Below are 24722 nucleotides of genomic sequence, written 5' to 3'. Positions count from 1 at the left end.
AGAAATTTTTTATTCTCTAGGCTGTGGGCTGTTATTTTACTGCTTTGAGGAGTAATTCAATTTCGCCTGCTTCACGTGCGCCTGAAATACGGGTGCCATCTTGTAAGAAGAATGTCGGTGTCCCATCGACTTCGAGTGATTTTGCTAAAGCAATGTTTTTCTGAACTGGGGTCGTGCATGACTTGTTTGAAGTCGGTTGTTTCTTATCAATTAAATAGTCTTCCCATGCTTGATACTGGTTTTTAGAGCACCAAATTTGCTGTGAAATACTTTCAGCATTTGGATGTAAACGGGTGATTGGGTATAAAAATAAGTAAACGGTTAGGTTGTCGATATTTTTTAATTCTTTTTCAAGATGTTGGCAATATGGACAGTCAGGATCACTAAATACGTAGATTACACGTTCACCTTTACCTTTGACATGCTTAATGGCTTGTTTCAAAGGTAATGATTTTACATCAATACTTTTTAGCGCTTGCATACGTTCTTCGGTCAGGTTTTTTTGTTCTTTAAGATCAATTAAATTGCCGACAAAGAAATATTTTGCTTCTTCATTGGTATAAACAATACGCCCACCCATATAGACTTCATAAACATCTTTAATTGGTGAGTTTTGTACCGATTTCACCTGAATCTCAGGATATTTGGTTTTTAAGTTTTGCTGCAAAGTTTGAATATCTGCATGTGCAGAAGAAAAGGTAAAAAGACCCAAAGTTAGAAGAGATAACCAGATTTTCATGTTAAAGCTCAAAATAATAATGTGGATATTGTGCACTCAATACTGATCAAAAATATATTGAGATCATGTAATTGCCAATGCGATATTTAGTTGGTACCACGCTAACTTCGTATTGTATTCTGGATACCATGGCGTGTTAACTCATTTCCGAGTTGTTGGATATATTGATTTAATTCTACTTGTGAGTCACTCCGTAAACGTAATTGCGTACTAAAATTAAAGATTCTGCTACGTTTCCCATTGCGCTGTAAAATTTGAAAGTGCCCAAGATAACCTCCATTCGCCGTAGTCATACGGGTACTAAATTCAACGCATGTGATCTGATCTAAAGGGTAAGAGGTCATCATCAAGTTACTGACGATCAGTTTATGATTACGTATATAAAATGGGGCAAAATTTAAATTAAACCGTTCAAATATCCACATCAGCATACTCAAAAATGCTACGAAAATGATCGGAACAAACAAGCCCCAATATTTGTCTGAGCGGTTAGTTGTCTCTACTTCGAGCAATTCTGTGTGTTTGGCTTCAACCATCTTTTGCTCATCAATCCATTGTCGAATATCGTCAGTGCGTGGTTGAGTTCTCAGTAAATTTTGAATCGTTTGTGGGTCGCGAATATGATAAATCGTGGCCTTAACCAGTTGGCTATTTCCCAACTGATCAAAATAGTAAAATGCATTACCATTTTTCCATACAGTGCCATAGTTGTAATTTACATCTCCAAGTTTTTGCCATGTGGAATGAAGTGGTTCAGCTAATTTTAGAATATGGGTGGATTTGGAAGAGGCTGATCCTTTATTGCTGCGATATTCACTGGCTTGTAGATAGAGTAGTTGTGAGCCATCAGAAAAAATCAGCGGTGCGATTTCTTTAAATGCTTTGCCTAAAAATGGACTATCACCTGCGCGACGCATTTTTTTCTTATTCAGATCAAAATAATAAATCCCCGTGTCGTTATAAAACAAAGCATGGTTAATGTGATCGCCATGTTCGCTTAAGAGATGATAGGGGGCGTATTTGGGATCAAAGGCAAATTCGTTGACATAGACCATACCATCGACAGGATTGAGTAAATAATATTGGTTATTTAAACCATCTATTTCAATACTATAAAGTTTTCCATTGTCTTTTAAATCGAGCAGAGTGTTGTTGTAATAGACGTTTTTTCCATCCGCTCGATAGGCATAGTTACGTTCACCTAAGACAAGTTTGAGTTGGTCTGGCTTGGCTCCAGAAAGTAATTTCCCTTGAAAATAGGTGAATGTCCCATTACTTGCCATATCATTTTCGGAATTGACACGATAAGGCCAGTTGCCTCGTTCAAGTTTAAAATAGGGGTAGAGATAACTTTGTGGTTTTGAGCCTAGGGCAAAATTTTGTTGCATGATTTGCCACACTTCTCGAAGCGCCCCTAAATCCTTATTTCGTTCGGTGGAGGGGGAGCAATACCAAGTGTCTTTTCCAGCAGTAAAATAACCATCCCCAATAGTTTTCACCTGTTGAGGTTGCACACCTTTTAGGAGGATATTGCCACAATAAACATGCAGTTTATCTGCACCTAGTTGTCGGTATTGGTAATCATCATTGGGTAAATAAAAACTTTGAACATCTGCATCTGGGATCAAATAATCACCATTGCTGGGTACAGCGGCATAGATTTGGTTGTTATATTTTTGAAATATTCCAAGTTTTTCTGTAGTAGCCGTAAAAGGAATTTCATCAGAATTTGAGTCAGAAAATCTAAATATAAAACTAAAATTGAATAGAAGCGCGCATATCACCAAGATAAGCGTGAAGGTTTTAATGATAGAAAATACTTTTAGTGGATTCTGCATCATTTATTTTATTGTTAAATATTGATCGGATTGAGCTATGGCAATTTAAGGTTGTTTTGTCATCATTTTGATTATGAATTGGTCATACTGATTGATGGCAACGACTTTAGCATTTAAGGCAAATAGGGTTGCATAGCCTCTGTTAAAATTTCAATTAACTCTTCATCCATATAGTGATAATCGTCTGGAATATCCAACACCATGACTTTTTTATGTTGTAACTGGTTGGGGAATTTCTCTTTGATATTTTGTTTATGTTTTTGCTCCATGACAAAAATCATATCTGCCCAGGCAATATCTTTGACAGAAATACGATGTTTGGCGTGTTTACTTGTTCCAGCGGAACGTGTGGAAATGCCATAGCCCACTGCAAAGACACGCTCGGCAGTGGGGCTACGCCATTGGTTACGACTACAAATAAAAAGGGTATTCAATCAGCAGTCTTCCAAAAATCATATTGTGCTTGTTTTCGTCTTTTGGCAGAAGAAATACGTGGATATTCAATTCTTAATTGTTTCGAGCGAGATCTTTTTAACGATCTGTTCCAAAGCAGCTTCCAGTCTTTTTCTGGTTTCCAAAGGCTTGAAGTATGTCTGCAATCTCGACCACGGTGTAAATAATTTACCTTACGTCTCCAAGTGCGATTGCGGTTTATTTCATTTTCAAAATATTGTTGTGTAATGTCCATAGATAAAACTCATGAGTTGATCGGGTTCAGCAGCCGCGATAACACATGATTGGGCTATTTTATAAGTATTTATCTGGGTAAACAAGCCGAATGATTTTGATAATGTTTATTTAGGGCCATTTTAAAGGCAATGAAAAGGGTATAATTCTGGCTAAATAGAACGTGTGAGTAGATGATGTTTATTAAAGGCATTAGACGTAATTATGACAAAGTCAGCCAAGATGACAGTATTGCCGATGAAGATAAGATAGATGCCTTGTTGATCAAACTGGGTGGTGAGTTTCTTGTCAGTAAGGATGACCGTGTTTATATTTTTGAAAAAGATGGTCAGACGGCCAAGTTTGATGCAAAACATGCACGGGCATTTCACTTTAAAGATTATTTGTGTAAAGACATGAATAAATTATTTCATGGGTTTTAATATCCATTGAAAATTAGTGAACTGTTCAATTGGGCTATAAAAATATTTTAAGCACTTGGATGAGCCCTCTACCGATGTATTGATGGTGGTTAGGGCTTTCTAAAGTAATAACTTTTTATGTTGTCATTGTTTATTTTTTTTAAGTTTGGTTTTTGATGCACTGTGTGCCGTAGAATGAGAGTGAATGCATTAATCCACTACAACAATACTTTCGGCGCTTGGCTAAAAACAATATAAAATAATGGTTTGTATTTGGATGGTCTTTGTATTTTTCTAGCAAAATTATTTGACTATATACTCGTGCTTCAAGTTATATAATATAAAAAAGAAGGCTGTTTTTGCTAAGATTAATCGAGACGTATCTATGATGAAAGTACTGTCAATCTTATTCATAAGTTTAGTTTGTTCAATGGGGATTTTAGCTCAACAGCCAAATCTTGTGCCTCATCAGGTTAACTTAAAAAATGGGAAGCGCTTTTCTTTAAATCTTCCAGCAAATTACGAAATTATTCCAGCGGCTGAGGGCTTAAAGCGAGTTCGTTTTTTTAGCAAAGCTCCTGATGGCAGAATGTTTGTAACAGATATGCACGATTTGACTGATAATAAAAAAGGCATCGTTTATATTTTGGATGAATGGAACCCTGAAACGGGAAAATTCGGCAAAATTATTCCTTATATGACGGGGCTGAAGAACCCTAATTCAGTCCAATTTTATACAGATTCTTCAGGACAAGATTGGTTGTATTTAGCGGAAACTAATCAACTGACCCGACGAAAATTTACCAAAGGTGAAATTAAACCAACCGATAAAGCCGAAGTTTTAGTGACTTTTCCTGACTATGGTTTAAGTTATAAATATGGTGGTTGGCATCTAACGCGAACAATTGCTGTGGGTGGGAACGGGAAAATTTATGTTTCAGTCGGCTCAAGTTGCAATGCTTGTACTGAGAAAGAAAAAGTTCGGGCAACAGTATTAGAAATGAATCCCGATGGTTCGCAACAAAAGATTTTTGCTACAGGTTTACGCAATGCAGTCGGTTTGAAATGGGTTGGTAATTTTTTATTTGCCACCAATCAAGGTGTGGACCATTTGGGTAAAAATAAGCCTGATGAAACTTTTTATGCACTGAAACGTGATGCAGATTATGGTTGGGCTTCATGTTATTCGTCGAATGGTAAAATTTTGGCAGATCCAAAATTTAAACGTCCGTTAGGTTGCAAAAATGTATTGCCTCCTTATGCCTATTTCCCTGCGCATTCATCTGCACTTGGTTTTGACTATTTTGATCATCCCAATACAGACGGCACCATCAAAAATTCTTTTTTAGTTGCTTTACATGGTTCTACCGATGCCACAATTGGTCATGGCTATAAAATTGTGATTATGCGTAAAGGGCAAAAACTACAGACGTTTATGGATGGTTTTTTAGTGGGCAAAAATGTCTATGGTCGCCCTTGTGATATTTATCGGGTAGATGAAAATTCATTTTATTTTTCCGATGATAAGAGTGGTGTGATTTATTATGTTCGGCAGAAAGAATCTTCCTAAATTTTGAACTTTTCTAAAATTTTAGGAGTTAGTAAAAAGAGCATGGCTAAGAATACAAAATTCAGGTGAAAGTAAAAATATAAATTGTCGATAAATCTTTGGAAGCAGTATTAGATCAGCAAGTATTTATCTATGAAAATAAAGCTAACCAATTGCTATTGTTAAAGTTATTGTGATTGACTCAATCATTTTATTCTCTAAATAAACCTACAAGGTTGTAGGTTTATTATTGTAGACAATTTTGAGAAATTACTGCGGTCTCGCCACATCACCACTTAAGCTTTCAGGTAATGCTAAAACAGTCACGTCTAACTCTTCTAAAGCGTCAGGGCGGGCAACCACAAGCGCAATATAACCATTTTCAAATGCTGCACTGTTTACCACTTGAACACCTTTATTTAACTGTTCAGCTTGAGCAGGGGCAGGACCTGTACCTTGAATCACATGTAACCATGCTTTTGGTTTTGCCTTAAACCAGAGGCGTGCAATTACTTCCTGACCAAGATAACAGCCTTTGTCATAATTGATTCCTTCACGTTGGTGTAAGCGTAATTCTTGTGGTTGAAATACATGTTCAATTGCTTGATTTATATAAGCCTGACCAGTTTGAATTGCAGCGATTTGCCATACTGAAATATCGGTTTCTGTAGCAGAAAAATCAGTCGTTGAGCCATTCAATGTTGGAAAAACTCGTCCAGTTTCTTCAAGCTTCATTTTAGAAAAAGCGCCGTATTTTTTAATATGTTTGGCAAATTCTTCGGCTTGATCTTGAGTCGTAACAATCTCTAAATGTTCAGGATTAATTTTTTTAAGCCATAAGCCAAAATGGATACGACCTTTAAGATCACAAATCGCCGTGTATTGGGTGATATTTTCAGCCAAAGCTTCAACGTTTACAGTCACTTGACCTTGTAGAAATTTGATTGCATCAACACCAATCAAGGTAAATGAGGAGAAAGCTAGATCGCTCATGAATTGCTCGCTTATCTTAAATCTAATACTAAAGAATTAATCTTATTTTCCGCTATTTTTCAAAAAAAAGCAGATTTAGTGCAAATATTTTAATGAAGTTGTTACTAAATATTTCTAAAACCCCTGTTTTTATATCTAAGCTTATGAAATATAAACGATTTGGGAAATGGGTTTTCGACAGTGTACTATGCCAATCATTAGACACGCAGTACAAAATGATGCAAGAGGCACAAAACTAATGAATAACAACTATCGTAAACCACTGCAAGGTACCCAGCTCGAATACTTCGATGTGCGTCAAGCCGTAGAAGATATCCAGCAAGGCGCATATGCAAAACTTCCATACACTTCAAAAGTATTGGCTGAACAGCTGGTACGCCGTTGTGATCCAGCCATTCTCGAACAGTCTTTAAAAGAGCTGATTAACCGTAAACAAGACCATGATTTCCCTTGGTATCCAGCACGTGTGGTATGTCACGACATCCTAGGACAAACAGCATTAGTCGACCTTGCAGGTTTGCGTGATGCGATTGCAGACCAAGGCGGTGACCCTGCTAAAGTTAATCCTGTTGTACCAACGCAGTTGATCGTTGACCACTCTCTAGCAGTGGAATACGGTGGCTTTGACCCAGATGCATTTGAAAAAAACCGTGCTGTAGAAGACCGTCGTAATGAAGACCGTTTTCACTTTATTGAATGGACCAAAACAGCATTTGAAAATGTCGATGTGATCCCAGCAGGCAACGGCATCATGCACCAAATTAACTTGGAGAAAATGTCTCCAGTGATTCAAAACCGTGAAGGTATCGCATTTCCAGATACTTGTGTCGGTACAGATTCACATACACCACATACAGATGCGCTAGGTGTAATTTCTATTGGTGTTGGTGGTTTGGAAGCTGAAAATGTCATGCTTGGTCGTGCATCTTGGATGCGCCTTCCAGACATTATCGGTGTGGAATTGGTGGGACAGCGCAAAGCTGGCATCACTGCCACAGATATCGTTTTAGCGCTGACAGAATTCTTGCGTAAAGAACGTGTAGTGGGTGCATATTTAGAATTCTTTGGTGAAGGCGCGGACAGTATGTCTGTGGGTGATCGCGCAACGATTTCCAATATGACTCCAGAATATGGCGCAACTGCGGCAATGTTCTATATCGACCAGAACACCATTGATTATTTAACCTTGACTGGTCGTGAATCAGACCAAATCAAATTGGTGGAAAGTTATGCCAAAGAAATTGGTCTTTGGGCATCGGATATGCAACAAGCAGAATATCCTCGTGTACTTCGTTTCGATCTTTCAACGGTAACACGTAATATTGCAGGTCCATCAAACCCACATGCACGTGTATCAACTGCAGATTTAAAAGAGAAAGGCATTGCAGGCGTAGTTGAAAACCGCACTGATGGTTTAATGCCTGATGGTGCAATCATTATTGCCGCGATTACCTCTTGTACCAATACCTCCAACCCTCGTAATACAGTTGCCGCGGGTTTGTTGGCACGTAAAGCAAATGAATTGGGCTTAGTACGTAAACCTTGGGTGAAATCATCATTTGCACCAGGCTCTAAAGCTGCTGCACTTTATCTTGAAGAAGCTGGCGTACTGGAAGATTTAGAAAAGCTTGGTTTTGGTATAGTGGCCTATGCATGTACGACCTGTAACGGTATGTCTGGTGCTTTAGACCCAAAGATTCAGCAAGAAATTATTGACCGTGATTTGTATGCCACTGCGGTACTTTCAGGTAACCGTAACTTTGATGGTCGTATCCATCCTTATGCAAAACAAGCATTCTTGGCTTCACCACCATTGGTGGTGGCTTATGCAATTGCAGGCACAATTCGTTTTGATATTGAAACGGATTCATTGGGCAATGACAAAGACGGTAATCCAATTTACCTAAAAGATGTTTGGCCATCGGATGCTGAAATTGACGCGCTGGTTAAAGAATCTGTAAAACCTGAACAGTTCCGTAAAGTGTATATCCCGATGTTTGATTTGGGTGTGACAGAAAAATCAGAAAGCCCGTTATATGATTGGCGCCCGAAAAGTACTTATATTCGCCGTCCACCGTATTGGGAAGGGGCTTTGGCTGCACCACGTACATTGTCAAATATGCGTCCACTTGCAATCTTACCTGACAACATTACCACGGATCATTTATCACCATCGAATGCAATTATGATGGATTCGGCAGCGGGTGAATATCTGCATAAAATGGGCGTACCTGAAGAAGACTTTAACTCGTATGCAACGCATCGTGGTGACCATTTGACCGCGCAACGTGCAACTTTTGCCAACCCAAAACTGTTTAATGAAATGGTGGTTCGTTCTGACGGTACCATTAAGCAAGGTTCTAAAGCGCGTGTTGAGCCAGAAGGCGAAGTGATGCGTATGTGGGAAGCAATTGAGATTTATATGAATCGTAAGCAACCACTGATCATCATTGCTGGTAAGGATTATGGTCAAGGCTCTAGCCGTGACTGGGCTGCGAAAGGTGTTCGCCTTGCTGGGGTTGAAGCGATTGTGGCTGAGGGCTTTGAACGTATCCACCGTACTAACCTTGTCGGTATGGGTGTGTTACCACTTGAGTTTAAAGCAGGTACTGACCGTAAAACCTTAAAGCTTGATGGTACTGAGCTGTATAGTGTGATTGGTAATATTGCACCACGTACAGACTTAACTTTGGTGATTGAGCGTGCCACGGTTGATGGTAAGAATGAAGTGATTGAAGTTCCTGTAACTTGTCGTTTGGATACTGAAGAAGAAGTGCATGTGTATGAAGCGGGTGGGGTATTACAACGCTTTGCACAGGATTTCTTGGAAGGGCAAGTGGCTTGATTGAGTTCTATTCTTTAAATCCTCCCCAACCCTCCTTTGAAAAGGAGGGAGTTCTGCTCTTTTAAAAGAAGATTAATTGAGGATTAAAAGTAATTGATAGTGTTGTAAAAAAGCCCTACTGTTAAGTGGGGTTTTTATTTGGGAATAAAATGTCTTTATTACGAAAAACTCAAAGTGATACGGTAAATTCTGATGAATCAATCACAGCTGAGCGCCTTTTAAATGTATTGTCACAGATGCCTGATGATTTTTATGAGGAAGAAAGAACAGATGAGCCACCTCAAGAAAGAGAAGAGCTTTAAATGGTTTACGATACTTAATGATTAAGTAGCTCTCAAAACAATAAATTTCTCTCTTGAAATCATTTCTTGCAAAAATGACACCATCATTTTTGGAAATAGACAGTAGACATACATCAAAATATGGTTATACTTTATTCACCATTTCTAAAACCTATGGAGAACAAAAATGGTTACTGCTGGCGAAAAACCCGGAACAGGCTTCTATTTTTGTGTCCAATGCGGACATCGCACTTACTTAGAAATTGGTACAGATCGTTTACCCCAGTGTACCAAATGCCTTGGCAATCAATTTAAAAAATAAGATTGCTAAGCCGCACAGATAAAACAGATACTCCCTGTTTTAAGCAAAAGCCCTATCCAGTGATAGGGCTTTTTGTTAATTTAATAATAGTTCAAAAGATAACGAGAAAAAGGCAGATAAATTATTATGGAAACAATCCTGAGTTTATGTATTGGCATTGGTTTAAGTGCCGCCTGCGGTTTTCGTGTATTTGTACCGTTATTGGTGATGAGTGTTGCATCACTGATGGGCTGGTTTGAGCCAATGAAAGGTTTTGAGTGGTTAGCGATACCATCGGTATGTATTGGCTTAGCTGTTGCAACCATTTGTGAAATTGGTGCGTACTATATTCCTTGGGTCGACAATGCTTTAGATACTATTGCCACGCCAGCAGCCATGGTGGCTGGAACATTGACCACCATGGCGGTCAGTACAGGTGAAATGTCACAGTTTGCAAGCTGGGCGGCTGCGATTATCGTTGGTGGTGGTACAGCAACAGCTGTACAAATGGGCACGGTTGCGGTTCGTGGTGTATCTACTGCAACGACAGGCGGAATAGCCAATCCTTTGGTGTCTACAGGTGAGTGGATCAGTGCGTTAGTTGTTTCACTACTATCTTTTGTCGTTCCTGTATTGGTAGTGATTGTTGGCATTATCTTGATGGTGGTAGCGGTTCGCTGGTTAAGAAAGAAAAAACAAGAAAGCGTTGTTCATCCATTGTAGTTAGTGTGTTTTAGCATTTGTGAAACAAGTGTTTATCAAGATTCAAAGAGGATAATGACTCAATTCAATTGGGTTGAGTCATTAAATTGGATTAAGTGTTTTCTGTTTTTTGATATACAAGTTGATTTACTCTAAATCGGATACAAAGACAAATTTCCCCAGCAATAAATCAATAAAAGAGAGATTGATTTTTGCACCATAAAGGCATACTTTTATTATGGGATTAATAAAAACATCGTTTTTATGGATTTAATCTCAAGGTCTTTTTAAGAGTATTGGGGGAAACTTTTATGATGGACAAGTTTATTATCAATATAAATGCGCAAGCCAATGGTGTATATGAGGTACACAATGCAAGCAAAGCTTGTGAGCATTTACCTAAGGTGGAAAATCAAAATCTACTGGGATTTTTTGCGACAAGTGAGCTGGCAATTAAACGAGCAAAGATGAATTGGCCTCGTGAAAAAATTAAGGGATGTGTTTGCTGTTGTTAAGAAGCTTATAGCCTTTAACCATCACCAATTTTACCTGCTGTTCCATCTTTATGTGGTGGAACTGCATAACATTAAAAGGGATAGAACGTATATCTATTCAATTGAAATGTATATTTTAAACGTCAATTGTTTGAAGTCACGATGAAAGCTTATGCTGACTCATCGTTTTAAAAATACCTTGGGGATTAAAAGTATGCTGATACTTTTTACTGTTTGATATAAAAATAGAAAAATTAATAAAAACTTCATCAATAAATAATCTGATTTTTGTGATGTGTATTTGATAAAAAGTAATAAATTTTAATGATTTAACATAAATATTTGTTTTAAAAAAAAGATATAAATGCTATTAATAGCTCATAATATAAACATCACATGGATAGGTGAGAACAATGAGAAAGTTCGAGGTCGAGATCAATTTGCCTGCGCAAGATATCGTGTCATTTGAGGCAGAGGACATTGAGCAAATTCGTGCAAAATTTTATGCGATCAATTGGCGTCGTTTATTCCTGATACAGGGACAAGTTGAAAATTCTGATATTTCCTTTGCTGTACAGGACACGGAGACAGAACTTTATTTACATATTCAGTTAAATACACACTCGAGTAAAGCAGACCCTGTTTTTCAGATCGATAGCAATATCCAACTGGTTGTTGAAAGTAAAGAATTTCTGGGGCTTTTAACGCGTAAAAAGAAATATGATGTGGTGTATAAAAACTTAAACCAATCGCAAGTTTCAGAACAGCTCAGCTTATTCCTAAATGGTCAAATCGAAGAGATGACAGAACAATATCGACAATTAATGCATAAAAAAATGCTGCAAGAGCATCGTTTGGCATAACGACTAGAGGTCGCATCTTCTATAAAAAAATAAGGAAGCGTGAGCTTCCTTATTGATCTGTAAAAAAAGTAATAAACGGGCTTGATTATTTGACCAATGGATAAAATACACTTAGTACATATAAAAGTTAAATATAGTGAGCAATTATACAATTTAAACTTTAAAATCAATGACTAATTTATAAAAATTTGGTTTTAATTGCTATTAATTTCAATGAGTATTGTTACACTACAAATAGATTTTAAAGGTATGCGTTATAAAATAATGAACAATTTTGAAATTCAAATTCAGTATCCTAATCACATAGATGAGCGTGAGATGGAGCATGAGAGCGATTTAGATATTGCTGAGATATTGGCGAAATTTGAAAGTATCAGCTGGCGCCGTCAACGTGTTTTACAATTACAACTGGATGGTCGAAATACTATTTTTACAGTGTTCAGCTCAGCATCAGAAGCATTTTTAAAAATTACATTAAATGCTTATGCGAAAAGTGAAGATTTTGAATTTAAGATAGAAAGCAATATAAAATTGATTTTCCCACAACGCGAATTATTTGGCTTGATGACGCGGAAAAATAAAGAAGTATTTGCAATCAAACACAGTACGCTTGAACAGGTAAAAGCGAGTTTAACCGCATTTTTAAATCAGGATACCAAAAGCTTAGAAGATATCTTGCGTGACAGTAAAGCAACTTCACTAAAAGATGCGTCTTAACTCAGCAGATTAAAGCATGTGCCAATTGAAATAGAGTGACTAAAATGCAAATTTATAAATTAAATTTGCATTTTTTTTAGAATTCATGCAATAAAAAATCATTAAATATACTTTCTTGGAAAATTTTCTTTATTAAGTGACTTTCGAAGGAAAATTTTCCTAAAAAATAAAAAAATTAATCTATCTTAGGAAAATAATCCCGAGCCGATTTCGTTAATATTTATCTCAAGGATGTAAGGGATCGAAAAGAGTAGATTGCTACCAGTTACGTACAACGTGAGTGTAGTACTTACCCACAAGGTCTCGATTCGGCTTAGGACGCTATAAATCAAAAGTTTATAGGCAATAGGATTAAAACTTACAAAGTTTTAATAGTTGAAGTAAACCAGAGTTGTTTTCCCGCTCATCCTGAAAAATTCGATAAAAATTATACTGTACAATTCCTTTTATTTGATCTAATTAACCTAGCTACAAAGTAATTAAGAAATTATCTATAAGAAGCTAAAAATCATCGTACTCAAAACTTTACTTTATTGAATATTTTAACTATAAGTGACTAATGAAGTCTGAATTTTATTATTAAAATTAATTAAAACATAGCTTTAGTTCGGTTTCGTGGTGTTGTTGTTTTTGGTTTTTTATATTCAAGCTGTTTTAAAAGCTTACTGCTATTGGTCAAGGAATGATGTCTAAATGATTAAACAATTGGAGACCTATCTGTTGATGAGTTCGATGGTTGTACGTCGTATTAGTTTGCTTTTTATCATCATCATTTTAGGTGCAATTGATCTGGCGACTGGCTATGAATACTCATTTGCAGTGTTTTATCTGATTCCTGTTTCTATTGCTGCTTGGTATGACAACAAGCATATCGCTATGATTGCGGTTATTTTATCGGGGATTACTTGGTTATATGCTGACTATAGTGCAGGGCACCAGTATACAAATTCGATTATCCCTTTCTGGAATGCTTGTGTAAGGCTTGGCTTCTTTAGTGTTGTGGCTTTTTTATTGTTGAGAATAAAAAATAATTTGAATGAAATGACCTTAATGGCAATGAAAGATTCTCTGACATCGCTGAATAATACTCGTGCCTTTAATTTAGAGTATCAGGCACTAAAAAAGCGATATTGCAAAAAAGAACATACCTTAGCTGTCGCTATTATAGATTTAGATGGCTTTAAAGCGGTAAATGATACCTATGGACATAGCAAAGGTGATGATGTTTTAGTCGAGTTCGCTCATGTATTGCAAGCTGCGACACGCCATTCTGATGTGGTTGCTCGTATGGGCGGTGATGAATTTGTAGTGATCTTACAAGATACTGATTTAAAAGGAATCGAGGACTACGCAAAACGACTTAGAAATAGTTTTTTATTTAGTGGCTTAAAACAAAAATTCGGTATTGATTTTAGTATGGGGATTGGTATTTACAATGAATTACCTGACGATGTCGATGATGCAACGCATCAGGCAGATCTATTGATGTATCAGTCTAAAGCACAAGGGAAGTCACAAACAACAATTCATGCAATCTTATAAACAGTAGCCTTACAAACAGTAATAAGGCTAAAGATTTTATTCCTTTATGCTATCAAGCGGATTCGGTTTTATTTCTCCATTGCTTAAATAACGGCTTTAAATATAGTTAACCTGTCAAAAAACGCATACACAAGAATATAATTTTTATTAATTAATATTGTTAATTAAATCAATTATATGTAAAAAATCAATTGTTTAATTAAAAAATCTTGCAATGCCATACCTTAAATTCAACGTTTAAATCCCTTTGCGTAGGCGATGCCTCACTTTTCAGAGATGAAAAGTGACAAAAATCTTCCGTTTAACAGGGCTCTTGCGCTGCAAACAAAGCAGTGCTTTATTTTTGCTCATATACCCCCGCCCAACGGCGACATCCATGTCGCCCTGCGGTAGGATAACGATCTAGGATTCAAAAGTACAAAAAATCAATTGATAACCAAAATTTCCTAAAAGTTCATACAAAACATAAGCTTATTTTCTAATCAATGACTTGATAGATATCACTTATATGAATAATTAATTGGTTTAAATATAGTGACTTTTCAGTATCCGAATACGTTTACAGTAAGCGGATACATATCAATAGTCTATAAATATTTTACTTCTAATGTGGTGATTAAGGTTTCTAAGAGCAATAACACATCGGCTTTCTTGCGTGCATCAATAAAAAACACAGGTAAATTTAGATCGCGTTCCATCAACCATTGACGGTATTGGTGCGTTGGCTTATTCATATCATCATCGATATGGGTGACTCCAATCACAATGTTTTCACCATACTGCTTAAAAATATTGAGGTAATATTCAAGTTCATCTAAGGGTGTTGCTAAGCTATGATCAATCAACAAAATCGTACCAATCGCGCCTTTGCATATCACACCCCACATAAAGTCAAAGCGACCTTGTCCTGGTGTGCCATACAGCCCAACTTTACTGCCATCATCAAGGGTTACTTCGCCATAATCGATTCCCACGGTTGTGTTTAGTTTTTTATGGCTACGATCATCGGTGTTAAATGCTTCAGTTGCTAATACAGGTACTTCTGATAATGATTTAATCGCTTCAGTTTTACCTGCCCCCATTGAACCTGCAAAAACAATTTTATACTTCTGAATAATCATCGTGTATTTATCCCTTAAAATTTAAATCGACTTTTTAATTTGTTAAAAAAGCTTTTTAAAATTCCTTTTTCTTCCGTTTGCTCAGTATCACTTGATGTTTTATCAAATAGGCTTTCTTTTGCTGAAATCAGTTCAGCGTTATGGATGGCTAAATTCGCAGCAACAAAGTGCTGCACGGTTGTGACTGGAATGTTGAGTTTGTCTGAGACGTGTTGAATCTCAGCCCCAGAAATAAAACATGCACTTAGTTGTAACAGTAATTTCTTATCCAGCTCATTGGGTTGAACCCAAAATTTGAGGCGATAATATTTATCAGCTGCAGGTACGGTAATTAAATTGGGATTTTTCCAAATCAGGTTAAATAACCAATTTTCTAAATTGAATTGTCGTTTACGAGAGACTTTTATAAAGTCCGCAGTGACTGCCGCGGTGTAGTGTATCGAGCGATCTGTTTGGTATTCTTCACGGGTGGCTTCTAGCCATGCCAGATGCGCATGATGGTCGATAATCGCAATCGTGCCGAGATGATCATTTAAAATAACTTTGCGGCTGTCGTGATGGAAAAGCGCTGCAAAAAAATCAATTTCTTTGATTTCAAGTTGATCATCAGCTTCATCATCTGGAGTTTGGCTAAGTTCAGATTGTTCTGTTTCAGTCTTATGCAGTAATTTGATATTGACCCAGTTTTTCAGTGTAAATTCGTCATAAATCGGGATGCAGAGTAAATTATCTTCAGCACTTTCTTTATGTTCACTATGTTTTGAAATTTTTAAATAAGGAATATTTTTATTTTGGATAATATTCTGGATATTATTATTTTCAAAAAACTGCTCATTGATCAAAATACAATTTATATTTTGATCTGAAACACTTGTCCAATTTATACCAATGTTGGTTGGTAAAATTTTTCTAAGTCTTATTTTAAGATCGTCAGAGGTGGTTAAACCTAAGCCTGAAATTGCGATATTGATACATTGATTGTTCATAATATCACTTATCTAATATTAAAAAATTAAAGTGTAAACTGTTTTTTTAACGGTCGTAGTTAGTTTAAGTTAACGCTAGATTTGTTCTTTTTCCAGTAAAATCATTTTTTTAATGTTTAATTGCTTGGCATTTAATCAGTATATTTCTTGCATTATTATCCTCCTGTGTAAACTGTTAATTTTTCTTAACGTTTAGAGAGTTTCATGGCTTTAAATTAACATTAGTTATTATAAAAAATCTATCTTAAAGTTAAATAAATTGCTTAGTTATTTTTATCAATAAAAGCTTAACTTAATAGTAATTTGAATGTTTATTATGATTGTGCATATTTTATCATTTATAATATTATTACTGTGATTTTAATCACGTGAAATGATTAAAATTACTTAAGTATTTTTTACATGAAAAAAAGCGATCATTTCGATCGCTTTTTATAATTTTTGATTATCAGACTAAATTAAGCAAAAAGCTTCGTCGCTGCTTCAAAAAGAATATACAAAACCACAAGTGCCACCACAGGTTCTGCAATTTTAGCCCAAGTAGGATTTGCCGTTTCGGTTACTACGACTTCTTGGTGATCTGTATGAAGATCTGCTTTTTGAACATTGACCATTTGATTAAACTCCTTCATCGTTTCATCTAATGATATCTCTTCTTCAGGCACAGGTTGAGAGCCAATCAGTTCGGTTAGTTCGTTTGTTGACCAAACCCAATCTTTCGCCTGACCTGAGAGGTGCTCAATTTGCCCAATCACCAATTCTCGAAGCCCTCGCTTACCTAAACTTCCTGCTGTTTCAAGCTGCTTTAATTCAGCAAGCTGTAGTTCAAGAATTTCCGTTGTTGCTGGTTCAAGTATAGATTTATCTAAACTGGATTTATTCTGAGTAGAGGTGGTGAGGTGTCGAGAAATTTCTTGGCTGTACAACTGATCTTGCGAAAAAATTTCTTGATACAACGCATCATCATCTTTACGCCATAGCGTAATGAGTTTACCCAACGTTAAAGCATTGAGTTCTTCAATATGTGCTATACGTTGAGCAGGCTCTAATTGAGATAATAGCTGAGGCTTTTGAATCTTTATCTGCTCAGCAAAGTATTGTACGAGATCAAAAGCCATTCAGTTCTCCTTGTTCTATTCTAAAATTCTTAAACTTGGTTTTTTCTTTGGTGCCTCAGTTTTAGTTTCTACTTCTTCACTAGTATTTGATTCTAAAACATCTTCATCTATTTGCACATTGGCATATTCATCAGGATCAAAGAATAATCCTTGTCCATTTTCGCGTGCATACAAGCCTAATACTGCATTTATAGGCACATAGATATCTTTAGATGCACCACTAAAACGAGCAGAGAAGGTAATTGCTTCATTGGTCATATTTAACATATGCACAGAATGTGGTGCGATGTTCAATACAATTTGCCCATCTTGTACAAATTGTTGTGGTACATCGGTATAGGGTTTGGTTGCGTCAACAAGTAAGTATGGCGTTAAATTGTTGTCGCAAATCCATTCATATATTGCGCGTGCAAGGTATGGTCGAGTTGGGGTTAAGTTCAATTCTTGTTCAGACATTAAAAAATACTCTATTGATTTGCGATCTAGAATTTTGCCAAAAATTCACTATATCTGTTTTTCTCTTTAAAAGTCATCGACTTTAAAAAAGCAGGGCGGCTAAAAATCCGTTGGCAATATAATAAAATTGGACGAGATTGCTGTTTCGGTAATTCAATTCCCATATGTTTTAACCGTATGAAAATTGGCGCTAACATGCAATCTAAAATTGTAAAGTTTTCAGACATAAAATAAGGATAATGTTGAAAAAGTGGGGTAAGGGATACCAAAGTATCTTTTAATTGTTTTTGTGCATTCTTTTTTGTAGCTTCATTAAGTGTGTCTGGGTGGCGTAGCATAATGTCTGCAAGTTTAAGCCAATCTTGTTCAAAGCGCCAAATATACTGTCTTTGCTCTGCGCGTGGTGCTGGGGCATCCGCATAGAGTTTATTTTGTCGATAACGGTCATCTAAGTATTCAGAAATAATACTGGTATTAAACAGCTTTAAATCATTTTCAATCAGCATAGGTAGTTGATTATATGGATTTAAACTGGCTAAATCTTCATCATCTTCTTCGACAATGATTAAGGTGTGTTTAATTTGTTTTTCTGCAAGAAGAAATCTAATCCAATGTGAACGAAAGTCATCCTCGTGGCTATACAATGTAATCCCTTGTTGAGGTGCATTTTCGACAGGCATATTCCAAAAACTAAGTGAAGTGAATAGAGTAGAATACTAAAAATAGACAATAAAATCATCTTAACTTTAATAAGCTTATGGTGGGTATTGCTATCAAGTAGATAGAAAACAAGGATAAACCTATGAATTTAATAAATAAGCACAGTAAATTAGCTTTGGCATTGCTGTTGATGATGAGTATTTCAAATACATATGCAAAGAAGCAATCTGTAGATGCTCAAGTACAAGAGACTGCAGCTGAAGCAATCGAAGCCGCTGGAGCGGAAGTGGCTGGAGCAGGGGCCTTATGTAGTGCAGATGAGGCCTGTGATGTTGCGTCTGCTGCTTCTGAAGATGAAATGTATGGTGGGATCAAACAAGAATATGTCGTAAAAGGTTGTAAGGTGACGATCTATAATGATGGACCTGTGAAAATGGTCAATGTAAAGACTGATAAGCCATGTAATGCACCGCTTCCGAAAGATCATAAGTTTTCTAAGGAAACTCGAACTTATCAGGAAAATGGTTGTACGATTACAGAATCAAAAGCTGCCGATGGGATTACTGACGCTGTCATGGACTGTTCTAAACGAGATAAAACAAAGTAACTTCAAATAGTTACCCCATAAAAAAACCTCGGCAAATGTCGAGGTTTTTTTGTCCGATTCGGTAAACGAATTAACGTTTAGAGAATTGAGGACGTTTACGAGCTTTACGTAAACCAAGTTTCTTACGTTCAACTTCACGAGCATCACGAGTAACGAAACCAGCTTGACGAAGAGCAGGTTTTAAAGTCTCGTCAGAAGCGATCAATGCACGAGTAATACCGTGACGGATAGCGCCTGCTTGACCACCGATACCACCACCAGCAACAGTGATGTAAAGGTCAAATTTTTCAGTAACTTCTAAAAGCTCAAGTGGTTGACGAACAACCATACGAGCAGTTTCACGACCGAAATACTGTTCAAGAGTGCGGTTGTTGATTACGAGTTTACCAGTACCAGCTGATAGGAAAACACGTGCAGTTGCGGTCTTACGGCGACCTGTACCATAGTTAGTAGCCATGTGCTGTATCCCTTAGATGTCCAAAACTTGTGGCTGTTGAGCAGTATGAGGATGCTCAGTACCAGCGTACACTTTCATTTTCTTGATCATCGCGTAACCAAGAGGACCTTTTGGCAACATGCCTTTTACAGCACGTTCGAAGATTTCTTCTGGTTTGTGAGCAACTAATTTTTCGAAATTAGTTTCACGAATACCACCAGGGAAACCAGTGTGGCGATAGTATTTCTTATCAAGTGATTTTTTACCAGTCACTTGTACTTGTTCAGCATTGATCACAACGATGTAGTCACCAGTGTCAACGTGAGGCGTATAAGAAGTTTTGTGTTTACCGCGTAAACGACGAGCGATTTCAGTCGCAAGGCGACCTAAAGTTTTGCCAGAAGCATCAACAACATACCAGTCGTGTTGAACTTCAGCTGGCTTAGCGCTGAGAGTTTTCATTAAACCACTACCTATTATAGTTGGTTTGGACTATGGAATCTGTCCAAACAAAAAGGAGTGCGAATTCTATCTGAAAAGAGTTAGAGTCGCAATTGAAATATTGAATTTCAAGCGCATCATTATATTGATAAACGTACCCAAAAGCAAAGCTTAGTTTGGATAAAATGTTGTAAGGTTTTCTGATTTATATTGGAATTGTGACGGGATTCATGAATAATTAAGGTGATATAGAGAAAATAAGTCAGGCAAAAATGAAAATAATAAATTCAATAAAATTCGTTCTACTGCTATTGGGTATAGGTAACTTAAACCTGAGTTTTGCTCAAGCGGATTTGCTGGATCAGCAAGCCCAGTTCAATCAAATGAATCCAAAGAACATACTAAAAAATGAAAAAACATGGGAAAATGAAAAAATAAAACAATTAGGAAAAACCAAGGAAGAAAAAGCAGCAAGAAAACAACAGCGAGGTGAATTAGATACGATCTTGGATGCGAAATGGATGACTGTCGATTTTAGTGAAGAAATTCAATCCGCATATCCTTGCCAAGCGATTGGATTACTCATTCAAACGCAACACATCCCTATCGGTGAAGAAGTCGATGCTGTCGTGCAATGGGAGGATGATGACGATAAAAGCCGAAGTGGTGAATATACAGTCTATGGAAAAGTTGAACCTGACCAACGGGTTAGAATAATCTTTGATCAACATATTGATCCAGCCAAGTGTGGGAAAGACGTTGAATCGATGTTTGATTTCACTAAAGTTGATCAAGAGCAAGCTCAACCAGAAACTCGGCCAGCGTCTAAAAGTCAGCTCTAAGCATTCTGTTTACGATGTGATATTCAATCCGTTAATTTTTATAGAATGAATTGCTAAAAGAATAGTCGTCGAATAGATAACTTTTGACTTAGATTACAATGATGGAAATATGTAGGGCGGTATAGTTTTGCAAAGGATATTTCTTTTAGACTTTAAGCTTAAGCTGTAATCGACCTAACTTTATTGCTGATTTACAGCATAAGTGATGTATTTTTATATATATTTTTCATTATAAATTTCAGCTATCTAAAACTGAAATAGAAAAAATGTTTACAATTGAGTCGCATAGTTCTCTCGAGAAATTGTTTTTGGTTAATTTTTTACATGTTTCCGTTATATTCGATATAAAAATGAACTTGAATTGGAAATGATAATTTAGAACCGATGTATACTGTCTCTGCAAGGTCTGTTAAAAGAGTTCTAGATGCTTCCTTTATATATAACCAGTGGTGAGCCTGCTGGCATTGGCCCAGATATTTGTTTAGATTTGGCAGATCGTATCGATGATCGTCCAGTTGTTGTATTGGCTGATATCAATATGTTGAGGGATCGTGCCAAAATTTTAAACAAAAGCATTCAGCTTATTGAGTATCAAGGGCAGAAGGAGTGTTTGGCTCAAGGTCAGCTCTATGTGGAACATGTTCCTTTAGCTGTAGATGTTGTCTTAGGTGAGTTAAACCCACAAAACTCTGCATATGTGATCGAACAATTACGCCGAACTGCATACTATGCCATGCAAGGACTGAGTGTTGGAGTGGCAACTGGACCTGTACAAAAGTCAATCATCAATGATGCAGGGATCCACTTCAGCGGCCATACAGAGTATTACCAAGAGTTTGCAGGCGTGGAACGTGTGGTCATGATGCTTGCAACAAAAATCTTAAGAGTCGCTTTAGTGACCACGCATTTACCATTGCGGGATGTTGCAGATGCCATTACCAAACAGCGTCTCCATCAGGTAATTGATATTCTTATTCATGATTTAAAAACAAAATTTAAAATTAATCATCCGCGTATTTTAGTGTGTGGTTTAAACCCGCATGCTGGAGAGGGTGGCTACTTAGGTCATGAAGAAATTGATACGATCAATCCAGTGCTTGAAAGTTATCGAGTCCAAGGCATAGACATGAGTTTAAGTATGCCTGCTGATACCTTATTTACTGTGGATCATTTAAAAGATACTGATGCTGTTTTGGCGATGTATCACGATCAAGGTTTACCTGTGTTAAAATCGCAGGGATTTGGTGAAGCCATCAATATTACTTTAGGTTTGCCTTTTATTCGTACCTCAGTTGATCATGGTACTGCGCTCTCCCTTGCAGGTACAGGCCTTGCAAAAAGTTCAAGTTTGCATGTCGCTGTCGATTTAGCGCTTGATCTCGCTCGCTCGAATTAACTTTATTGAATAATAATTTTTAAATTTTACATCGATGGAAAGTTAGTAATGTCAATCATTAAGCATAAGAACAACCATATAAAACCACAATCCATGAAGCGTTGCATAAAAAATAGCATAGCGGCTGTATTGATCGCCGCTATGCTATCTGCTTGCTCGAACCTTGCAATGGATCACAGTGTTTGTGATTTAAGGGTCTTATCACTGCAAATTCCAAGACAGTCACAAGATGTTGTGCAATATGCTGGTTCACTCACTGTAGATAATTTAAAGAACAGCCAAGAAAAATTTAATCAAGCATTGGCAATGGTGCATAAAAAATATGCGAATCATAGTGGCATGGATAAAATGCTTAAAGACGGAGAAGCAATCAATGCTAATATTGATCTTCTGGTAAAGCATCGAGATAAACTAATGGCTTTACAAGACTTCAGTATTTTTGTTCAAGAAATTATACCTGGTATTCAAGCTGAATATAATTTAGTGGTAGATCGAATGGTCCGCTTAAATTATCCTTCAACTCAAGCTATCATTGCAAAAAATCAAGTTTTTTTGGGTGAGCGTGTATTACGTTCAATGCAAAAAATATCCAGAGGTGATGAAGATTCAGCAATCAATATGGAAGATTTTCTGGCTGATCTAGAGGTATTGAATATCTACCTTGAAGCACAACTTAAAGGAAATACTGAACTGGGTATAGATCGTGTTAAAGATGCAGAGATGCGTGAGGGCTTAGAGTCAATTCAAGAAGATGTTAAGAAAATCTCAGAGTCTGAGGTTATGAATCTTCTTAGAAAACCAGAGAATCTCGCTTTAGCATATAAAGCAGCGAGTGAAAATGTGACTAAATCTGATGAAATCTTTAATAGCCTAAGCAAGTTAGAGTCGAATACGCAATAGTGGTCATCAATCAATGTGGAGAATTTTATGTATCAAATTAATGCCCTAAACCCTAAAGATGAAGGGCATCATACGCGTAAGCGTTTTGGACAAAACTTCTTACATGACCAACGTGTGATTGCCAAAATTGTTCGTTCTGTTGCCCCACGATCAGGGGAAAATATTGTTGAAATTGGACCGGGTTTAGCCGCTTTAACTTCACCTTTAAATGGTGAATGTGATGCTTTGACAGTGCTAGAACTGGATCGTGACTTGGCAGCAGGCTTGCCAGGTCGAGTACCACATCCTGAACGCCTCACCATCATTGAAACTGATGCGTTAAAATATGATTTTACTGAATTATTTCAGGAAGGTCGTCCTTTACGTGTGGTCGGAAACCTACCTTATAATATTTCAACACCTTTGCTTTTCCATCTCTTGGAATTTGGTGACAAAGTCAAAGACATGCATTTTATGTTGCAAAAAGAAGTGGTTGATCGTATTACCGCATCTCCAAACACCAAAGAATATGGGCGTTTGTCGGTGATGATTCAATACTTTTGTAAACCTACTTTCTTGTTTGAAGTACCACCGGGATCATTCAATCCACCACCAAAAGTAACATCTGCGGTATTTCGTTTAGAGCCTTATGCGACTAAACCAATTGTTGCTAAAAGTGAAAAAGCCTTGGCTCGTTTGGTATCGCATGTGTTTACACAACGCCGAAAAACACTACGTAATAGCTTAAAAGGCATGTTGGTGGAAGACGGTTTTGAAAATGCTGGTGTAGATCCAATGGCACGTCCAGAAACCTTAACATTGGCTCAGTTTGTTGCATTATCTGACCAAATGGTGGCTTAAATGGCACTGGAGAAAGTCAGATATAATTATGTGATTGGCGATGTACAAGGGTGTTTTGAAGCACTGAAAGCACTACTCAAAGAAATCCAGTTCGATGCGGATCAAGATTTTATTTGGTTTGCGGGCGATTTAATCGCGCGTGGTGAAAACTCAGTGGGTGCATTACGCTTTATTAAAAAATTATGCGAACAAGGCAATGCTGCGACAGTCCTTGGCAATCATGATTTAAATCTGCTGGCGGTTGCACGTGGGATCAAAAAACTTAAAGAAAAAGACCATATTGATGATGTTATTCATGCTTTAGAAAGTGATGAATTGGTTGATTGGTTGCGTAAACAGCCTTTGTGTTTATTTCCCAATGAAAAGACGATTTTGACCCATGCGGGTATCCCGAATATTTGGGATGCGGAAAAGACTGCCGCGTTGGCCAAAGAAGTGCATGCAGTCTTAGCGCATGATGACTTTGCTGTACTGGATTCATTTCTAAAAGAGATGTATGGCACTGAACCAGATTTATGGGGTGATGATTTACAAGGTCATGCTCGCTTACGCTGTATTACCAATTATCTAACCCGTATGCGGCTGACAGATGCACAAGGTCGTTTAGAGTTTAGCTTTAAAGATGCTTTAGATGAGCCGATGCCAGTCGGTTTTCAGCCATGGTTTAAATTTGAATCACAGACAGCAAAAACTCATCAAATCGTTTTTGGACATTGGGCAGCGTTGCAAGGTGAGCGTATCAATGCGCAAATCCAAAATGTCGATGGTGGCTGTGTCTGGGGGCATCAACTGCTGGCTTATCGACTAGAGGATCAAAAACTTTTTAGTGTCGATAATCCTGTTTTTTGATATGAATAAAGCCACAAGATGTGGCTTTTATTTTGGATAATGTCACGAGATTCAAGCACAGTGTTAATGTGCCATTTTCAATGATTTTAATCTTTTAAATTGCGGATTTATCTATCAA

27 protein-coding genes and 1 pseudogene are annotated in these 24722 nt (G+C 37.1%); 16 read left to right on the top strand and 12 right to left on the bottom strand.

The window, feature by feature from the left end; all coding sequences use genetic code 11:
- Positions 1–31: 31 nt before the first annotated feature.
- The 4 genes from CQZ96_RS10155 to CQZ96_RS10140 all read right to left on the bottom strand — a co-directional run bounded on the left by CQZ96_RS10155 (position 32) and on the right by CQZ96_RS10140 (position 3265).
- Positions 32–739 carry a DsbC family protein gene (locus CQZ96_RS10155; RefSeq protein ID WP_105713284.1) on the bottom strand — a complete coding sequence of 236 codons (708 nt, stop codon included), beginning with the start codon at positions 737–739 and terminating at the stop codon, positions 32–34.
- A gap of 101 nt (positions 740–840) precedes the next feature.
- Positions 841–2580, bottom strand: a complete 1740-nt coding sequence (locus CQZ96_RS10150) for a DKNYY domain-containing protein (protein ID WP_105713283.1) — start codon at positions 2578–2580, stop codon at positions 841–843.
- A gap of 110 nt (positions 2581–2690) precedes the next feature.
- Positions 2691–3011, bottom strand: coding sequence for a low molecular weight protein tyrosine phosphatase family protein (locus tag CQZ96_RS10145; protein WP_004722986.1), 321 nt, complete (start codon positions 3009–3011; stop codon positions 2691–2693).
- A complete protein-coding gene (locus CQZ96_RS10140; protein WP_105713282.1) occupies positions 3008–3265 on the bottom strand; it encodes a hypothetical protein in 258 nt (85 codons plus the stop codon). Before CQZ96_RS10140 ends, CQZ96_RS10145 begins: the two co-directional genes overlap by 4 nt.
- A 175-nt stretch (positions 3266–3440) precedes the next feature.
- On the opposite strand from CQZ96_RS10140, the gene CQZ96_RS10135 reads away from it, so the two are divergent.
- Together CQZ96_RS10135 and CQZ96_RS10130 are read left to right on the top strand one after the other, a co-directional pair.
- Positions 3441–3686: a hypothetical protein gene (locus tag CQZ96_RS10135; protein ID WP_004722984.1), complete on the top strand. Its 246-nt coding sequence runs from the start codon at positions 3441–3443 to the stop codon at positions 3684–3686.
- A 364-nt stretch (positions 3687–4050) separates the two neighbouring features.
- A complete protein-coding gene (locus tag CQZ96_RS10130; RefSeq protein WP_105713281.1) occupies positions 4051–5235 on the top strand; it encodes a PQQ-dependent sugar dehydrogenase in 1185 nt (394 codons plus the stop codon).
- A 249-nt stretch (positions 5236–5484) separates the two neighbouring features.
- Here the strand turns inward: CQZ96_RS10130 and CQZ96_RS10125 are convergent, their stop codons facing one another.
- Positions 5485–6207 carry a YgfZ/GcvT domain-containing protein gene (locus CQZ96_RS10125; protein ID WP_105713280.1) on the bottom strand — a complete coding sequence of 241 codons (723 nt, stop codon included), beginning with the start codon at positions 6205–6207 and terminating at the stop codon, positions 5485–5487.
- Between the two features lie 238 nt (positions 6208–6445).
- Between CQZ96_RS10125 and acnD the strand changes: the two genes are divergently transcribed.
- The 8 genes from acnD (at position 6446) to CQZ96_RS10085 (ending at position 13952) form a co-directional block, all read left to right on the top strand.
- Positions 6446–9052, top strand: coding sequence for a Fe/S-dependent 2-methylisocitrate dehydratase AcnD (gene acnD, locus CQZ96_RS10120; protein WP_105713279.1), 2607 nt, complete (start codon positions 6446–6448; stop codon positions 9050–9052).
- Positions 9053–9201: 149 nt separating this feature from the next.
- Positions 9202–9354: a hypothetical protein gene (locus CQZ96_RS10115; protein WP_171287899.1), complete on the top strand. Its 153-nt coding sequence runs from the start codon at positions 9202–9204 to the stop codon at positions 9352–9354.
- A gap of 166 nt (positions 9355–9520) precedes the next feature.
- Positions 9521–9655 carry a zinc ribbon-containing protein gene (locus tag CQZ96_RS10110; RefSeq protein WP_004722968.1) on the top strand — a complete coding sequence of 45 codons (135 nt, stop codon included), beginning with the start codon at positions 9521–9523 and terminating at the stop codon, positions 9653–9655.
- Between the two features lie 126 nt (positions 9656–9781).
- Complete coding sequence (locus CQZ96_RS10105) at positions 9782–10357, top strand: DUF4126 domain-containing protein (RefSeq protein WP_105713278.1); 576 nt, start codon at positions 9782–9784, stop codon at positions 10355–10357.
- A gap of 290 nt (positions 10358–10647) precedes the next feature.
- On the top strand, positions 10648–10851 hold the full coding sequence (locus CQZ96_RS10100; protein WP_105713277.1) for a hypothetical protein: 204 nt from the start codon (positions 10648–10650) through the stop codon (positions 10849–10851).
- Between the two features lie 392 nt (positions 10852–11243).
- Positions 11244–11693: a hypothetical protein gene (locus CQZ96_RS10095; protein WP_004722963.1), complete on the top strand. Its 450-nt coding sequence runs from the start codon at positions 11244–11246 to the stop codon at positions 11691–11693.
- A 249-nt stretch (positions 11694–11942) separates the two neighbouring features.
- On the top strand, positions 11943–12410 hold the full coding sequence (locus CQZ96_RS10090; RefSeq protein WP_105713276.1) for a hypothetical protein: 468 nt from the start codon (positions 11943–11945) through the stop codon (positions 12408–12410).
- Between the two features lie 693 nt (positions 12411–13103).
- The gene (locus tag CQZ96_RS10085) at positions 13104–13952 is read left to right on the top strand and encodes a GGDEF domain-containing protein (RefSeq protein ID WP_105713275.1); all 849 of its coding nucleotides are present in this window, start codon (positions 13104–13106) and stop codon (positions 13950–13952) included.
- Positions 13953–14539: 587 nt separating this feature from the next.
- Here the strand turns inward: CQZ96_RS10085 and CQZ96_RS10080 are convergent.
- From CQZ96_RS10080 to CQZ96_RS10060, 5 genes are all read right to left on the bottom strand, one after another.
- The gene (locus CQZ96_RS10080) at positions 14540–15073 is read right to left on the bottom strand and encodes a GTP-binding protein (protein ID WP_105713274.1); all 534 of its coding nucleotides are present in this window, start codon (positions 15071–15073) and stop codon (positions 14540–14542) included.
- 14 nt (positions 15074–15087) lie between these two features.
- Positions 15088–16059, bottom strand: a complete 972-nt coding sequence (locus CQZ96_RS10075; protein ID WP_056514772.1) for a hypothetical protein — start codon at positions 16057–16059, stop codon at positions 15088–15090.
- Between the two features lie 458 nt (positions 16060–16517).
- Positions 16518–17177 (bottom strand): hypothetical protein, encoded by a 660-nt coding sequence (locus tag CQZ96_RS10070; protein WP_105713273.1) that lies wholly within the window; start codon positions 17175–17177, stop codon positions 16518–16520.
- Between the two features lie 15 nt (positions 17178–17192).
- Positions 17193–17633 (bottom strand): ClpXP protease specificity-enhancing factor, encoded by a 441-nt coding sequence (locus CQZ96_RS10065; protein ID WP_004722950.1) that lies wholly within the window; start codon positions 17631–17633, stop codon positions 17193–17195.
- A gap of 26 nt (positions 17634–17659) precedes the next feature.
- A complete protein-coding gene (locus tag CQZ96_RS10060) occupies positions 17660–18313 on the bottom strand; it encodes a glutathione S-transferase N-terminal domain-containing protein (RefSeq protein WP_105713272.1) in 654 nt (217 codons plus the stop codon).
- 170 nt (positions 18314–18483) lie between these two features.
- Between CQZ96_RS10060 and CQZ96_RS10055 the strand changes: the two are divergent.
- Positions 18484–18792: pseudogene (locus tag CQZ96_RS10055) on the top strand (hypothetical protein); the annotation flags it as partial.
- 178 nt (positions 18793–18970) lie between these two features.
- Here the strand turns inward: CQZ96_RS10055 and rpsI are convergent.
- Together rpsI and rplM are read right to left on the bottom strand one after the other, a co-directional pair.
- Positions 18971–19357 carry a 30S ribosomal protein S9 gene (gene rpsI, locus CQZ96_RS10050; protein WP_004647927.1) on the bottom strand — a complete coding sequence of 129 codons (387 nt, stop codon included), beginning with the start codon at positions 19355–19357 and terminating at the stop codon, positions 18971–18973.
- A gap of 12 nt (positions 19358–19369) precedes the next feature.
- Complete coding sequence (gene rplM, locus CQZ96_RS10045) at positions 19370–19798, bottom strand: 50S ribosomal protein L13 (protein WP_004722943.1); 429 nt, start codon at positions 19796–19798, stop codon at positions 19370–19372.
- 251 nt (positions 19799–20049) lie between these two features.
- On the opposite strand from rplM, the gene CQZ96_RS10040 reads away from it, so the two are divergent.
- The 5 genes from CQZ96_RS10040 to CQZ96_RS10020 all read left to right on the top strand — a co-directional run bounded on the left by CQZ96_RS10040 (position 20050) and on the right by CQZ96_RS10020 (position 24604).
- Positions 20050–20619, top strand: coding sequence for a hypothetical protein (locus tag CQZ96_RS10040; RefSeq protein ID WP_105713271.1), 570 nt, complete (start codon positions 20050–20052; stop codon positions 20617–20619).
- A gap of 424 nt (positions 20620–21043) precedes the next feature.
- Complete coding sequence (pdxA, locus tag CQZ96_RS10035) at positions 21044–22015, top strand: 4-hydroxythreonine-4-phosphate dehydrogenase PdxA (RefSeq protein ID WP_105713270.1); 972 nt, start codon at positions 21044–21046, stop codon at positions 22013–22015.
- 48 nt (positions 22016–22063) lie between these two features.
- The gene (locus tag CQZ96_RS10030) at positions 22064–22915 is read left to right on the top strand and encodes a pilus assembly protein PilJ (protein WP_105713269.1); all 852 of its coding nucleotides are present in this window, start codon (positions 22064–22066) and stop codon (positions 22913–22915) included.
- A gap of 27 nt (positions 22916–22942) precedes the next feature.
- Complete coding sequence (rsmA, locus tag CQZ96_RS10025; RefSeq protein WP_004722938.1) at positions 22943–23755, top strand: 16S rRNA (adenine(1518)-N(6)/adenine(1519)-N(6))-dimethyltransferase RsmA; 813 nt, start codon at positions 22943–22945, stop codon at positions 23753–23755.
- Entirely contained in the window at positions 23756–24604 is an 849-nt protein-coding gene (locus CQZ96_RS10020; protein WP_105713268.1) for a symmetrical bis(5'-nucleosyl)-tetraphosphatase, read from the top strand.
- Positions 24605–24722: the final 118 nt, after the last annotated feature.

The organism is Acinetobacter sp. MYb10 (assembly GCF_002980175.2).
Lineage (GTDB): Bacteria > Pseudomonadota > Gammaproteobacteria > Pseudomonadales > Moraxellaceae > Acinetobacter > Acinetobacter guillouiae.
This window is presented reverse-complemented; position numbering and strand designations above follow the sequence as displayed.